At 52.1% G+C, this 14,494-nt stretch carries 13 protein-coding genes; 5 read left to right on the forward strand and 8 right to left on the reverse strand.

Translation table 11 applies throughout. The annotated features are described in order from the left end of the window. Positions 1–55: 55 nt before the first annotated feature. Genes ATW55_RS04035 through ATW55_RS04050 form a run of 4 tightly spaced genes read left to right on the forward strand, consistent with a single transcriptional unit; the run spans position 56 to position 5,284 of the window. Positions 56–1,342 (forward strand): FAD-binding oxidoreductase, encoded by a 1,287-nt coding sequence (locus ATW55_RS04035; RefSeq protein WP_067712734.1) that lies wholly within the window; start codon positions 56–58, stop codon positions 1,340–1,342. Between the two features lies 1 nt (position 1,343). After that, complete coding sequence (locus tag ATW55_RS04040; RefSeq protein ID WP_067712737.1) at positions 1,344–2,675, forward strand: (Fe-S)-binding protein; 1,332 nt, start codon at positions 1,344–1,346, stop codon at positions 2,673–2,675. Further along, entirely contained in the window at positions 2,665–4,146 is a 1,482-nt protein-coding gene (locus ATW55_RS04045; RefSeq protein WP_067712740.1) for an FAD-linked oxidase C-terminal domain-containing protein, read from the forward strand. Before ATW55_RS04040 ends, ATW55_RS04045 begins: the two co-directional genes overlap by 11 nt. A 4-nt stretch (positions 4,147–4,150) precedes the next feature. Next, positions 4,151–5,284 (forward strand): glycerate kinase, encoded by a 1,134-nt coding sequence (locus tag ATW55_RS04050; protein WP_067712743.1) that lies wholly within the window; start codon positions 4,151–4,153, stop codon positions 5,282–5,284. A 43-nt stretch (positions 5,285–5,327) separates the two neighbouring features. Here ATW55_RS04050 and ATW55_RS04055 read toward each other — a convergent pair whose 3' ends face one another. Together ATW55_RS04055 and ATW55_RS04060 are read right to left on the reverse strand one after the other, a co-directional pair. Then, positions 5,328–6,947, reverse strand: coding sequence for an MDR family MFS transporter (locus tag ATW55_RS04055; protein ID WP_067712746.1), 1,620 nt, complete (start codon positions 6,945–6,947; stop codon positions 5,328–5,330). Between the two features lie 12 nt (positions 6,948–6,959). Further along, positions 6,960–7,382, reverse strand: a complete 423-nt coding sequence (locus ATW55_RS04060) for a MarR family winged helix-turn-helix transcriptional regulator (protein ID WP_082685547.1) — start codon at positions 7,380–7,382, stop codon at positions 6,960–6,962. 185 nt (positions 7,383–7,567) lie between these two features. Between ATW55_RS04060 and ATW55_RS04065 the strand changes: the two genes are divergently transcribed. Continuing rightward, a complete protein-coding gene (locus ATW55_RS04065; protein ID WP_067712752.1) occupies positions 7,568–8,710 on the forward strand; it encodes a hypothetical protein in 1,143 nt (380 codons plus the stop codon). Between the two features lie 194 nt (positions 8,711–8,904). On the opposite strand, the gene ATW55_RS04070 is transcribed toward ATW55_RS04065, so the two are convergent. The 6 genes from ATW55_RS04070 to ATW55_RS04095 all read right to left on the reverse strand — a co-directional run bounded on the left by ATW55_RS04070 (position 8,905) and on the right by ATW55_RS04095 (position 14,433). After that, positions 8,905–9,990, reverse strand: coding sequence for a hypothetical protein (locus ATW55_RS04070; protein ID WP_067712755.1), 1,086 nt, complete (start codon positions 9,988–9,990; stop codon positions 8,905–8,907). An 80-nt stretch (positions 9,991–10,070) separates the two neighbouring features. Next, a complete protein-coding gene (locus ATW55_RS04075) occupies positions 10,071–10,322 on the reverse strand; it encodes a hypothetical protein (protein ID WP_067712758.1) in 252 nt (83 codons plus the stop codon). A 48-nt stretch (positions 10,323–10,370) separates the two neighbouring features. Beyond that, entirely contained in the window at positions 10,371–10,937 is a 567-nt protein-coding gene (locus ATW55_RS04080; RefSeq protein ID WP_067712761.1) for a cytochrome c oxidase subunit 3, read from the reverse strand. Further along, the gene (locus tag ATW55_RS04085) at positions 10,937–12,877 is read right to left on the reverse strand and encodes a cytochrome c oxidase subunit I (protein ID WP_082685522.1); all 1,941 of its coding nucleotides are present in this window, start codon (positions 12,875–12,877) and stop codon (positions 10,937–10,939) included. The genes ATW55_RS04080 and ATW55_RS04085 overlap by 1 nt, the downstream gene beginning before the upstream one ends. Before the next feature lie 57 nt (positions 12,878–12,934). Beyond that, complete coding sequence (locus ATW55_RS04090; RefSeq protein ID WP_067712764.1) at positions 12,935–13,741, reverse strand: cytochrome c oxidase subunit II; 807 nt, start codon at positions 13,739–13,741, stop codon at positions 12,935–12,937. 26 nt (positions 13,742–13,767) lie between these two features. Further along, positions 13,768–14,433: a hypothetical protein gene (locus tag ATW55_RS04095; protein ID WP_067712766.1), complete on the reverse strand. Its 666-nt coding sequence runs from the start codon at positions 14,431–14,433 to the stop codon at positions 13,768–13,770. Between the last annotated feature and the right edge of the window lie 61 nt (positions 14,434–14,494).

The raw sequence follows: 14,494 nt of genomic DNA on the forward strand, positions 1-14,494 counted from the left end.
GCGCATTCACTGGTTTCACTTAAAAACGCAAAACAGAGTGAGGCGTAGCATTCGAATGGAGCATCCTTTTGAAACCGCATTGATGAGGATCATCGGTCAAGATCGCGTAAGTAAACTCATGATTCATGGAAAGCCGATGTGGATCGCGACGCCAGGTGCGATTGAGGAGGTAGTCTCTCTCGTGCGACTGGCGAGTGAGTATGGCAAGTCGGTTGCAGCTGTGGGGGCCAAAAAGCAGTTTGACCTGCATAGAGATGATGAGCAAGTGGATTTGTGGATCGAGACTGCACAGTTGTGCTCAATCATCGAGTATTCCCCTGAAGATATGGTTATCACGGTTGGGGCAGGAATGCGCTTGCGGGATTTGCAAAATGAACTGTCAAACTACCATCAGTTCTTGCCGATTGATCCGATCGGGGGAGATGACGAGACGCTTGGAAGCATCGTCGCTGCCAATGCCTGGGGCCCATCGCGCGCGCTTTACGGGACGCTGCGCGATCATGTGATTGGTACGCGCACCGTCTTGGCAAATGGAGATGTGGTGCGCACAGGGGGACGTGTTGTAAAAAACGTCGCAGGGTACGATCTTACAAAGCTATTGGTCGGATCGTTTGGATCGCTTGGCGTGATGGTTGAAATCACATTCCGCGTGCGGCCACTTCCCGCGCAGCGCACAGCGGTGATTCTTTCGGGTTCTGTTGACGATGTGAATCACGCCCGCGCAGCACTTATGGATTCTGCGCTGATTCCGAGCGCTTTTGAGTGCGCAAATGCACCGTTGGCGCACGCATTGGAGCTTTCTTTGGGTGCGAAAGACGCGCTATGGCTTGCAGTAGGATGTGATGAACCTGTGGAAGGCACGGCGTTTCAAGAGAGCGTATTGCGTGAGTGGAGTTTGGCATATTCACTCGAATTTATGACGCTCTCGCCTGAACAGACCAGTGATTTGTGGAGAGGTTATCACCATACACTGCGCAACGCGGACGTCGTTTTGCGCGTTCAAGGGAAACCGTCCGTTTTGATCCCTCTCATGGGCGCGCTTTCAGTTACTTTGGATGGCCAGTCCGTGTGGATGTCTGCCTGTGTTCCGGCAGGCGTTTTGCGCGTATTTTTTGCTGCAGGCGATGGCACCGCACAAGACGTGTCTTCGTGTGTGTCGCAACTCTCTGCTTATGAAGTCACCCTGAACTATGAAAAACGACCTCTTGACCATAGTGATTACCCTAAATTGGATACGCCAGACGCCGCGTCTGGCGCGAAGCAAACGGTTCACCGCCATATCTATCAAGCGTTTGATCCTGCGGGTCTCTTTTCCAAAACACGGATCGGAGGTGCAAAGTGAGATGAGCACGCAAATCGAGGCGATGGTGCGACAGACTTCTTTTCCCTTTGCGGATGCGCCTGATCCAGCTAAATTTTCAGTTTGTGTTCACTGCGGATTCTGTCTTGAGGTCTGTCCTACGTATCAAGAGGAGTCCAATGAGAGTCACTCGCCGCGCGGGCGGGTCTACTTGATTAAACTCGCGTCAGAAGGATTGATTCCACTTGATGAAGGTGTAGTTTCACCTGTCGAGACTTGTCTTGACTGTCGCGCGTGCGAATCGGTCTGTCCATCGGGCGTACAAGTCGGGGCACTGATAGAAGAGGCGCGCGGGCAGGTCTATCTAGCTCGCGTTGAAAACAAGAAGGCGTCTGGCATTCAAAAGCTTTTTCTGCGCGGAATTTTTCCCTATCCGGCGCGTTTGCATGCACTGGGGAGTCTGTTGCGCTTTTATCAGCGTTCGGGAATGCAGCGCATCGTGCGTGGCACAGGACTGCTGCGCGTTTTGCCTGACGCGATGCGTGAAATGGAAGGCGTCATGCCGGAGATCAGCGCGCAGCGGGCGCTTACAACACTGCCTGAACGAATTCCTGTCGCCCAACCGAAAAGAAGTGTCGGACTTTTTACGGGGTGCGTGATGGATGTCTTTTTTTCTCAGATCAATGAGGCGACTGCGCGTGTCTTAACGAAAAATCACATTGAGGTGCACGTTCCAAAACGGCAGCTGTGCTGCGGAGCTTTGCATGTTCACGCGGGAGATCGCGAACAGGCGCGACAACTCGCGAAAACAAATATTGATGTGTTTCTCGAAGAAGGCGTTGAGCGGATCATCATCAATGCGGCGGGGTGTGGGGCAGCGCTCAAAGAATACCCGGAGCTTTTTAAAGATGATCCTGTATGGCATGAGAAAGCAGTGGACTTCTCTGCGCGCGTGCGGGATATCTCGGAACTTTTGGTAGAAGAAAATTTCGAAAAACCAAAAGGGCGTGTCGAGCGCCGCGTAACTTACCATGACGCATGCCATCTCTGCCATGCACAAGGCATTCGCAAAGAGCCACGCGCTATTTTACAGTCCATTCCAGGCGTTACCCTTGTGCCTTTACCTGATTCGGAACGTTGCTGTGGGAGTGCAGGGATCTATAACTTGACACACCCCGAAATGGCAGGGAATCTTTTAGAGCGAAAAATGGATGACCTTCCGGAAACCATTGATGCGGTTGTGATGGGAAACCCTGGCTGCATGTTGCAACTCCGTTTGGGTGTAAAAAAACGTCAGCAAGATCTTGATGTGCTGCATACGGTAGAACTGCTCGACGCTTCTTATCAAAAGGAGGGCGTCACCTATGGTAACTGAATATGTATTACGTAAACTCGAAGAAATTCTTGGTGCGGCAAATGTCTATGCGTCACCGGCGCAGGTGAAAGCGTATGAGTGTGACGGTTATGTGGCATTTAAATCATTGCCCGGCGCGGTCGTTTTTCCTGAATCGACGGAGGATGTATCGCGCATTCTGAAGTTGCTCAGTGAAGAGCGAGTTCCATATGTGGCGCGCGGGGCAGGGACAGGGCTCACCGGCGGTGCAACGCCTACGCGCGGTGACGTCGTGATCAGTTTGGCAAAAATGGATCGTTTGCTTTCCTTGGATCTTGACAACCATCGGGCCGTGGTACAACCGGGCTTTGTCAATCTGGAGCTTACAAAGCGCGTTTCAGGTCGATCGTTTTATTATGCGCCAGACCCTTCTAGCCAATCGGTTTGTACGATTGGCGGCAATTTTGCAGAGAATGCCGGAGGATCGCACTGTTTGAAATACGGAGTGACCACCAATCACGTGACGGCAGCGACCGTTGTGCTGCCCGACGGGGAGATTGTCGAACTCGGTTCCAGCTTTGGAGATGCGGACGGACTTGATCTTCTCGGACTCTTTGTCGGCTCCGAAGGAACGCTTGGCATCGCGACAGAGATCACGGTGAAGATTCTAAAGAAACCGCAGGCTGTCCAGACGATCATGGCGCTTTTTGACCGCGTCGAGGATGCTTCTGCGAGTGTTTCCGGATTCATTGCGGAAGGGATCATTCCGGCTGCGTGCGAGATGATGGATCAACTGGCGATGCAGGCGGTCGACAAAAGCCGGTATCACGTTGGGTATCCAAGCGATGTCGAGGCGGTGTTGATCGTTGAGGTTGACGGACTGGAAGCGAGTGTGCGGGCACTTTCTCAGCGTGTGATGGATGTGTGTTTAAAAAATGGTGTGCGTGAGGTGCGGTCAGCCAAGAGTGAGGAAGAGCGCGCGCTCTGGTGGAGCAGTCGCAAAATGGCGTTTCCAGCTATTGGGAGAATTTCTCCGGATTATATGGTGCAAGACGGAGTCATTCCACGCTCTCGGTTGGCAGATGTACTGAAGCGTATTGAGTCGATCAGTCAAACGTCAGGGTTACGCATTGCAAACGTATTTCACGCAGGGGATGGAAATCTTCACCCGCTGATCTGTTACGACAGCAAAAAAGGGGAAACAGAGATCGCGCAGGATGTGGGGAGACAGATCCTTGAACTTTGTGTGGACGTGGGGGGAAGCATCACGGGCGAGCACGGTGTCGGTATCGAGAAAATCGTAGAGATGCAGTATCAGTTCACGCAAGAAGAACTGGCACTGCAACAGGCAATTCGCGATCAACTCGACCCAAAGGGGTTATGCAATGCTGGCAAACTCATCCCAACGCCGTCGCGATGCATGGAGATGAAAGGTGTCGCGCACCCAACGGTTAGTTCTATGGAACAGATTCTCAGTGCGTCTGCATCAGTGCAGACGCACATCGCAAGGTGATTGAATGCGGATTGTGATCGCACCTGATTCCTTCAAATCTGCGTGTTCTGCTGTCTTGGTGGCGCGTGCGATGGCGCGCGGATGTCAGGCTGCCTTTCCCGATGCACAGATCCTTGAACTGCCGCTTGCAGACGGTGGGGAAGGAACACAGGATGCGCTGCTTGCGGCGACTCACGGGTGTGCTGTACCGCTCGCTTTGCTTGATGCGCATTTGCGGCCGTTTAAGTCTTCTTTTGGGGTGCTGGGAGACAAAAAAACTGCTGTGTTAGAACTCGCGAGAGTGTGCGGATTACCGCTGCTGGCAGAAGCCGAGAAAGATCCACTTGAGACATCGACATTTGGCTTCGGGATCATGATGCGTGAGGCGCTGCGTAAAGGTTATCAGAGGTTTTTGGTGGGGCTTGGCGGGAGCTCGACGAATGACGGCGGCCTCGGTTTTTTGACGGCGCTTGGCGCTCTATTTTTTGACGAACGTGGCAACGCGGTGGAACCGCGCGGAAAAAACTTGCAGAAGGTGGCTGTGGCTGACTTTACAGAGCTTGATCCCATCCTCAAACATGTGAGCATCACAGTATTGTCTGATGTCGACAATCCGCTGTTGGGAACTCGCGGTGCGACGCGTGTGTATGGACTGCAAAAAGGCGCGACGCAGGATGCGATCGAACAACTTGAAGCAGGAATGGAGAATTTCTCAGAAATTGTCGAGAAGGCGCTTGATGGGACTTGGTCGAAAATGCCGGGAGCGGGAGCGGCTGGCGGAATGGGTTTTGCGTTGCTCGCGCTCGGGGCGCGACTCACGTCTGGCGCCAAATATCTCGCAGATGTGGTTGCTCTGCGTGAAACGATCCAAACGGCAGATGTGGTTCTTACAGGCGAGGGGCAGTCGGATGCGCAGACCGCGTATGGAAAACTGCCTGGTCTGGTTGGTGCGATCGCAGCCGAATGTGGTGTTCCCGCGTTCTTGCTCTCGGGCTCACTCGGCGCGGGCTACGAAGTGCTCTATGATCGTTTTGCAGGGATTCGCTCGATTCAACAGCGGCCGCTCTCTCTTGAGGATTGCCTGCCACATACGGCTGCTTTTTTAGAGGCAGCCGCATTTGACATCATCCACGCACATCATCACGCTGTCAAAAGGTAACACGGTGCCCTTGGGCAGATTCACTGAGTGTCTTGCACGATTCTTAGGAAAGCCCTGATTCCGTGTTTTCTGGTTGATGGCGTTCTGAGATCCGGACCTTGCCCAAGAACAAGGTGAGAATGGTTCCCAACAGTACAAAGACAAGGCCGGTGAGAAATACGCTGTGCAGGGATTCGACGAGCGCCTGTTTGATCGCAGGTACGACATCGCGGATAAAAAGGGCTGGCATTTTGCTGAGTGCGGCTGGATTGAGCAGGGATGAATAAAGCCCCTGAGCGTTTGTTTGAATCATAGATTTCAGGCCGCTTATCAGAGGACTATTCGGGGCGTGACTCAGAAATGGTCCTACATTTTTTGAAAGCAGTGAGCTTGACGTGTTATTGAGCACGGCGCCCAAGATAGTCATTCCAAACGTTCCGCCGATGGAGCGAAAGAATTGACTGGATGATGTGACGACGCCGAGATCGCGTTTTGGGAAGCTTTCTTGCAAGGCAGTCGTCAGAATCGGCATGACAAGTCCCATGCCAAGTCCGAGAATGATCATCTCTCCGGAGACGGTCCACGCGGTGCTGTGTAGCGTGAGCGTTGACAAAAGAAGAAACCCGGCGGCCATAATGATCATGCCGATTGCCAATTGCAGCTTGACGCCGAATTTTGTGACAAGACGTCCACCGAGAATGCTCCCTATGATCATCGTAATCATCATCGGAGTCATCGCAGTGCCAGATGTGGCAGGGCTCACCCCGAGAATGCCTTGCAAAAATAGCGGTACGAACATGATGGAGCCGAACATGCCGACACTCATGAGAAAGCCAATTCCGTTGATTAGACTGAACACCTTGTTTTTGAACAAGTGGAGTGGAAGGATCGGTTCGGACGCTTTGTTCTCGATGACGCCAAAACTGATGAGCGAGATGACAGATAGCGCAAAGAGCGACAAGATCTGCCAAGAGAGCCACGGTTCACTTTTCCCGCCAAAGGTAAGCGCGAGAAGCATGCTGACGACACCGATGATCATGGTGACGATCCCGGCGATGTCAAACTTCACTGCGGCTTTGCGCTCGTGGCGATGGAGTCCGAGTGAAATGAGAACGACGGCGATTGCCGCGACAGGGAGATTGATATAAAACACCCATCGCCAACTGGATGCGTCAACAATAAAGCCGCCGATCTGTGGTCCGATGACGGAAGAGAGCCCGAAAATGGCCCCAAAAATTCCTTGCCACTTGGCGCGTTCTTTACCTGTAAACATATCGCCGATGATAATCATGGCCATCGGCATCATCACACCGCCGCCAATCCCTTGGAATCCGCGAAAAAGAATGAGTTGCCCCATGGAGCCTGACATGCCGCTTAGTGCAGATCCGATCATAAAAATGAGTATTCCCGTCACATAGACAATTTTTCGCCCCAGCAAATCGGCCAATTTCCCGGCAATTGGGACTACGGTCGTGGAAGTTAGCATGTAGGCGGTTGTCAGCCATGTCATATAAGAGAGCCCGCCCAAGTCGCCGACGATGCGGGGCATGGCTGTTCCCACGATGGTTTGATCCAGTGCGCCGAACAGCATAGCAATGAGTAGACCCGAGATCAGGATGCCGCGATGTTTAATTCCTAGATGTGGGGCGGGAGGATTGATTGAGGTTGTGTCGACGCTTGACATATGCATCCTCCTTTAGATTTTTTTTATTTCTGATTCTGTCAGTATCTGCTCTAATTCCATCGCTGCACTTGTGTCTGCCAATTTTTTTAGCGTGGCAAGAAACGTTTCTCGCTCGACATCCGTCAACTGAGAGAGGCAATGCTCTACGACGCGTTTGCGCACATCAAGGACTTGCGCCATTTTTTCGGAGCCTTCTGTGGTAAGGTGGATGTGAACGACCCGTCGGTCTTTGCCGTCACGCATTCGCGCTACATAGTTGTGCTGTTCCAGCCGATCAAGCATGACGGTGATCGCACTCGGGTTTACCTCCAGTTTTTCTGCAAGGCGCGACACGGTACAGTGTTCATCCGTTTGGATCACGTGAAGCATGAAGATCTGACCTGGCGTCAGACCCAGGTTGGTGCGGGTGAAAAGGTGCGGTCCGATATTCTGCATAAGCACACGAAACGATTCGTCGAAGAATTGCTGATCTGTCGGTACATGATGATCGATGGTTGCTCACTCCCAGAAGTGTCGGAATCAAAGAATTCATTGCATCCATGAATAGTGTAATACGATAATATTTATACTAAGAAAATAAACTGGCATTGTCAAGTGAATCGATGGAAGGGGTGGATCGTTTGAGACGCGGTGCATTACAACGAGCGCTGGGTATTGTCATGGCTCTTTCTGCAATTTCTGGGTGTGAGACACCCAATGCTGCGACAAAGCTTGAACCAGCATCAAAACAAGCTGCGGTTACACAGGTGTCTGTCGATGCACCTCCAACGGAGATGACGGGTGTCCCAGGTTCGCTCCAGTCACTCCAGATGTGGCCATTCAAAGGGGCAATCGCACGAAATGATAGCAGGAATCATTCGATCGAGATGTTTACCTCACACGGATTTATCTTGGCAGGCGCACATTACTCGTGGCCCACAACGGATCGCAATCCTAAACATTACATCGTTGTTCCGACGGAGATCAACAGCAAACCGTATCTCGTATGGTGCCATTTATCACATGTAGTTGAAGTTGGCACACCTGAAAACGGAAGATTTGGATACAGTCCAAATCAGCAAAAACCGATAGGACCGTCACAAATGTGGATGACCCCTTGGCGCGCGCGTGGTGGGTCTTTGAACGACGGTGCGATCCTCCTCACAAATGATCTACCACCGGCGTTCTCGGCTACAGGAAAAAGCGTCTTTCCTTCAAATCCAAAAAATCAAACCATGCAGTCTCTTGCAGGAAGCGCGTGGACAGGGTGGTTTCAGTGGGGGAACGTCGCTCATCCCTTTCGAGTGCCTGCGCCAAAGCCGCCTGTGGCGTTGACGGTTGCCTATCCTAAAAGTCTTGCGCCAGCCTATCAAGGCGTGATTTTGACTATAAAGACATCCGTCCTTGGAGCGAATCAAGGGGATACGTCAAATTTATATTATGTAAACTTAAAAGACCACAAAATCATTGGATTGGCGAGTTTGACTGTCGGTGGTGGAATGTTTTCTGCTATGCGAGTGGTTTCGGGTATGGTTCTTACGTACTCCGCAACCGATTTAACGAGCACTGGTCATTTTCTTGCGGCAACTTATGTGTATAACGAGGCGACTGGAAAAAGGATTGCACTCAAATCGACGGATGGATTGGCACAACAGAACGGATTTGATCATTGGCGTATCCGCGGCAGCAAAATCTACGATGCAAAACATCAATTGATGGCAAATTTAAACTTGCCTGTAACGATTGTCGGTGAACCGTCAGCCGCAACTTTTGGCACAAAATAAGTGTTTATTTTGGCCTTGTTTTTTTGAGTCCGATAATATACATTATGTTAACATATCGATCGGAAATATCTCTGACTTTTGCTCTATATGGTGATGTAAAATGGAGGTGTGTTCTTTACACAAAAAAGAATACTCCCCTAATGGAGAGTATTCTCTTGTTTGTGTTTTTGGTTTCATGGGCCGAGAAAAACCATTCAGTCCACGTCTGAAAATCGCAAACGCGCCAGATATTCAGCTTTGTTCCGCAGTGGTCGATCATCGCGGATGAACCGTATCTTCTCATCCTTTTCTCTGCTCGGTTTCCTTCTTAGATTCATCCCGGCAGTAAACATCAACAAGGCGATCGGCACAGCAGAATTAGGATCTGTGGCCACACCGGAGAAAAGCTCACCGAGTCCCTGGCCAAACCACCACTCAAATGCGAGCCACAGAATGGCGAGCCAATCCATCCACAAATGGCGCCAACCCCGCCACCACGCCATGCCGAGAAATAGCATGTATCCAGTGAAAAACGCATTCCAGGCCACTGGGTTTCGATAGATCAGATCAACGAATCCAAACACAGGACTTGCAAGAAAAGCAGGCTGTATCGCCTCGGCCGTCGATGCAAACTGCCCTGCCAAGTTCAAACCATTCCATAAAGGTGGGGCTGTTTGAAAGGCGGCTCCGGCAAAAAACAAGAGCGCCACAGATTTGCGCGCAGTCACCATTGCTCTTCCATCCAGCCATCCCTCGATTCCAAAAAGCAACAGAGCGGACATCAGGGCGTAGACGAAGGCTGATCCTGGTCCCCCGGTAATAAAGTTGGTACCCGGTGCCAAGATTCCGCCGAATGCTTCACCGAACGCCCAAACGATCAGGCTCCAGACCAGTGAGATCCATATTCCTAGTCTCTGGACGTATTCCCACTTTGAAAACAAGGCTGCGCCGATAAAGAGTTGTACAAGGGTCGCCAAGGCATTCCACAGCGAATCAGCGGTGCCCCATAGACCATAGAGTGAATCCAGCATGTGGCGCAGTCCTTCCGGCTCACCCGCGAGCATCGGTTGTAATACCTCCTGCAAAAAGCGGGCGGAAAACATCGCTGGCTGAGCTTGGAGAAGGCCGTCCGCGATCCACAACGATGCCAGGCTTAGACGCAGGAAATGCCGTGCCTTCAAAGATGAGACAGGGGACACGGAGGGTATTCTCTGGTTTGGAAAATAAATCAGCAAAATGGCCAGAAACATCACGCCGCCAACGGTAAATGCGTTAAAGACCGTTCCTGCCCCCGTACTCACCTGTATCCCCCCCCTTCTGATTCCCGCGATTCAACGCGTCACAGCTTAGAATTTCCGTTGTCTTTTTTTCTAATTTTCTGTTAGGCTTCTTTGCCCAGGTTCTCATGAGAGGTCGTCGTAACACCGGATTTGCGCACTACAGGCTGCAGGTCAGGCGTGTTATCCACATCGACATCAACGGCGAGCCGAATGAACAGTCGCCATAGATTGCCAATACTAAACACCACAAAGATCCACCACGACAGATCCCACCAGGTTGGCAGGCCGAGACTCGGCATCCAGTGCGGCGGGAACTGCGGAAAAAATCCAGTCGTCCCAGGCATGGGAGGCATATTCAAGACACCCCTTTATGGTCGGGCTCAATTAACCCGATTCTATATTCAGACGATGTACAGTACGACATAAACCACGATCCACGCCAGCGTGAGATACTGCCAGAAGAGGACGGGCATCTCCAGCCCCCAGTGATTGTCAGCGCGAAATTTTTCAAACCGGGATCGCAGCGAGGTGGACCACAGTGCGGCTGCGCCAACGAACAGCTCCAGGTACATCAGTCCTGACAAAGCGTAATACGACTGACCGTATGAAGATCCTGGAGCCAACCTCGAACTCGCCCACTCAACAAATCCGCCAATAAGAATGAGCGTTCCGACGATTGCCCCGTATCGTAGTTGTTTTCGCGCTGTCTGGATTTCTCCCTTGCGAAAGAGCGAGAGCGACGAACGCGCGTGAAATACGCTTCCGACCATGAGAATCGTAAGCACCATCGCCAGCCACTGGTTCACTTGGGACGGAACGGCGCCTTGAGCCATGAGAAGCTTTGTCATGATCAGCGTGAAAAAGTACACTGTGTTCGACGCCACAACCAGCCAAAAACTAAAGCGGTACGCCCGCAGGTCCTTCCAATCGAGAGAGCGTGTTTCATTCGCATCTTTTCCTACAGCCATCACCGCTCATCCTTTCCTGCGGCCGCCTCTTTGCGTCCCTTTTGCCTGCGCGCCAAGGCTTTCAGTGTCTCGGCCTCAAACAGGGGCAACTCGGGCTTTGCGGCTCCATAGCGATAAAAACCGTCTGTAACCACCGGAATCTCACTAAAATTCTCTGCAGGCGGAGGAGACGAGGTAATCCATTCGAGCGTCTTTGCATCCCAGGGGTTTTCGGCTGCCTTCTTGCCCTTCGCCCATGAAATGGCCATGTTCCAGAATGCGATGATAAATCCGATGCCAAGAAGAAAAGCACTGATTGAAATCCACAAGTTCTGATTCGCCAGATAGGCGGGATACTGGGCTACCCATCGATTCATACCGTGCAGTCCCGCGAGAAACATTTGCAAGAACGTCGCGTTAAAGAAGACGAATACCAGGAGCGCGCCGATTTTCCCCCATCGCTCGTTGTACATCTTCCCTGTAATTTTTGGAAACCAGTAGTACAGCGCCCCGAGCCAGGCGAAGATCATGCCACCCAAAAGTGTGAAGTGAAAGTGCGCCACGACGAAAAACGTGTTGTGCAATGCAAGGTTTGCCGGCACGTCCGCAAGGAAAAAACCGGTCAAACCACCAATCGTAAAGTTGAACATGCTGGCTAGCACATACCACATCGGTGTGTTAAAACGAATTCGGCCATTCCACATGGTTCCGAGCGCTGAGAGAAACATTACGCCAGTTGGAATAGACACGGATTCTGTAAAAAACGAAAATGGGATCATTTCAGAGTTGCGGATGCTTGTAAACATGTGATGTGCCCACACCATGGAACTGAGAACCGTTAAAAATCCGAGTGCGGTAATTACATATTTTTTGGCAAACAGCGTCTTGCGCGACATGACGGAGGTGATTTCAAGCCACACTCCCCACGCCGGAAGCATCACGATGTACACTTCGGGGTGACCGAACAGCCAAAACAGGCTCTCCCAGGCAAGTGCAAATCCACCGTTTGGATTGAAAAAATTCGTTGGAATCACACGGTCGAGAAGTCCCATCACCATACCAGTCTGAATCTCCGGCAGCCAGATCATGCTCATGATCGCAACTGCGACTTGCGACCATGCAAACACGGGCATCCGACCCCAGGTCACACCAGGCGCGCGGCGATAGATCATCGTCACGAGCAGATTCAGTGAAGTGAGCAGTGATGACATGCTCATGGCAAAGATCCCGAGGTAATAAAAGATCTGGCCTGAGGGGTCTTGAGCAGCCAGTGGTTCATAGCCCCAAAGCCCTGCGGTCGATCCGCCGTACATCGGGATAAGAAGGATGGTGATCACCCCGGCCGGGTACATCCAAAACGCCATTCCGCCAAGACGCGGATACATGCGTTCTCGCGCACCGATCATCAGCGGCACGACATAGTTTCCAAGTCCGCCGACAAATCCGACCACGGCCACGCCGAGCAACATCAGCACACCGTGCATCGTGACGGCTGAGAGGTACCAGACATCGCCGCCAAAAACGTCGTTGTTGCTCCCCATGAGTTGCGCGCGCATACCCATGGCAAGCAGTCCCGCGATGCCGAATGTGGCGACAGAACCCACCATGTACTGGATCCCGACTACCTTGTTGTCCAGACTGAGTTCAAAATACCTCCGCCATCCGCGGGATGCTACATACGTATTGGGCAGTCCGAGCCAAGGACGAACCACCGACTCATAACCGCCTACCCCAAGCAGCCATCCTACAAATCCCAACAGCCAACCGACCGTCACCGACGGTTCTGTAATGAACGGAGGGTTTGAACCGGGAAAGCGATCCACCAAAAACATGAACCCCGTTCCAATGAGAAACCCGATCCCTGCCCATAAAAATCCGCGCGCGACCGGCGGCATGGGAGCGCGCATTCGCGTCGCCCGCGATCCGTCGGGCACAGCCAGTGTCGCACTGTCTTGCGCCATTCATCTTCGACCTCTCTTCTATCCGCGACTCTGTGCGCGGTCACTAAATCTGGCTGATTATGAATTTTGGCTGGAAACTTGCGCCTTTTCCTGCGCGACCCATTTTGCAAATGCTTGCGGTGAAACGACCTCAACATTGGCTTCCATATACGCGTGTCCCGCCCCGCATAGTTGTGCGCACTGCAGGCGCACCATCGGATTGACGGCGGTCGAAGTAATCTGCGTCGGCGTGATATAGAGATCACGCGTGATACCCGGGATAATGTCTGCCTTGACTCCCCACGCTGGAACGTAAAAGGAGTGCGTTACGTCGAGGCTGTACATCACAAACTTGATCTCCCGCCCGGCGGGAACCACAAGCACGTCACGACCGTCGGTCTTTGTGTTCATCGGCAAGCCATACTGGGGATACCCAAAGCGAAACTGCCATTGCCGAGCCTGTACATTGACCACGAGCGCCCCATGGTTCCATGGGGGAAGGCCGTACGCCCAGAGTTGTTCCATACCTGAAAGATCTGGATGGAGAAAAAAGGTCATGACGATACCGATGGTGAGCACCATCCAACTGCGCTGAAAGAGCAGATTGCTCTGGTTTTGCACAGGGCTGTCCCCTGTCTCTCCTGCGCGCTGTCTGAATCGCACTGCAGAAAATGCCATAAACATGATGATAAAAACGAACAGGATGACCGAAACGTAAACAAGAGTGTCAAACGCGTCGAGTGACACCTCTCCCTGCAAGGAAGCCACATAGTAGTACGGTGTGTGAATCACCCATAAATGGGCAAAGTATTCCAGGATTGCAGAAAATATCAGCCATAGACCGGCAAACATTGCAAGATTTCTGCCATTTTGGACGCGCTCCATACGCTGTTACTCGCCCCCTTTCGCCGTTATGCACGCACGATGTTGATTGTGCCGCGCATTCCCATTCGATAGTGTTCATAATGTTGTACAAAACAGCCATAATTCCACAGTCCCGGTTTGTCTGGAACGGTGAAGGTAATGTCGACGGCACCCCCGGGGTTTAGTGTCGGACTGAAATTTCCTCCATCCGCGATGTTGTAAAGCGACTTCGGTCCCTCATACGTGACGATGGCTTTGTTTGGAACAAAGTTATTCACGTCGCGCGGATTGCTGAGTGTGACGTGAACCCCGTCGAAAAAATCTTCGGCGAAACCGTCTTGCGTCTCCACCCCGAACACTGTGTTCTCCGTGTTTACATGGCGGCCAACCACCCACTCGTGGTATTTTCCCGGGTGGGACTGACTGCGGTTACGAAACGCGATGGTGATGCGATCGCCAACCTGCCATGTCATGTAATTCGGGATGTAGTAATAGTCGAGCGCATACAAGGGAATGTTGCCTGTTTCGACCTGCGACCCGAATACCTCCCGCATCGCGCGCGCAATCGTGGATCCGCCGAAGGTTCCGATCAGGCCGGCAACTGTCACAGCGCCGACACTAAAAAGAAACTGGCGTCGGCTCCAGTCTGGTGGATCCTGTGACCCCTGCGTATTCTCTTCATCTAATGCGCTGTTTTTGGGCGATTCAGCCATGCCCTTTCCTCCTTCCTTTAACTTAAAGTCGCTTGCTTTGACATAAAACATTTTCAAAGCA

The sequence above is a fragment of the Ferroacidibacillus organovorans genome, from assembly GCF_001516615.1.
Classification (GTDB): Bacteria; Bacillota; Bacilli; order Alicyclobacillales; family SLC66; genus Ferroacidibacillus; species Ferroacidibacillus ferrooxidans_B.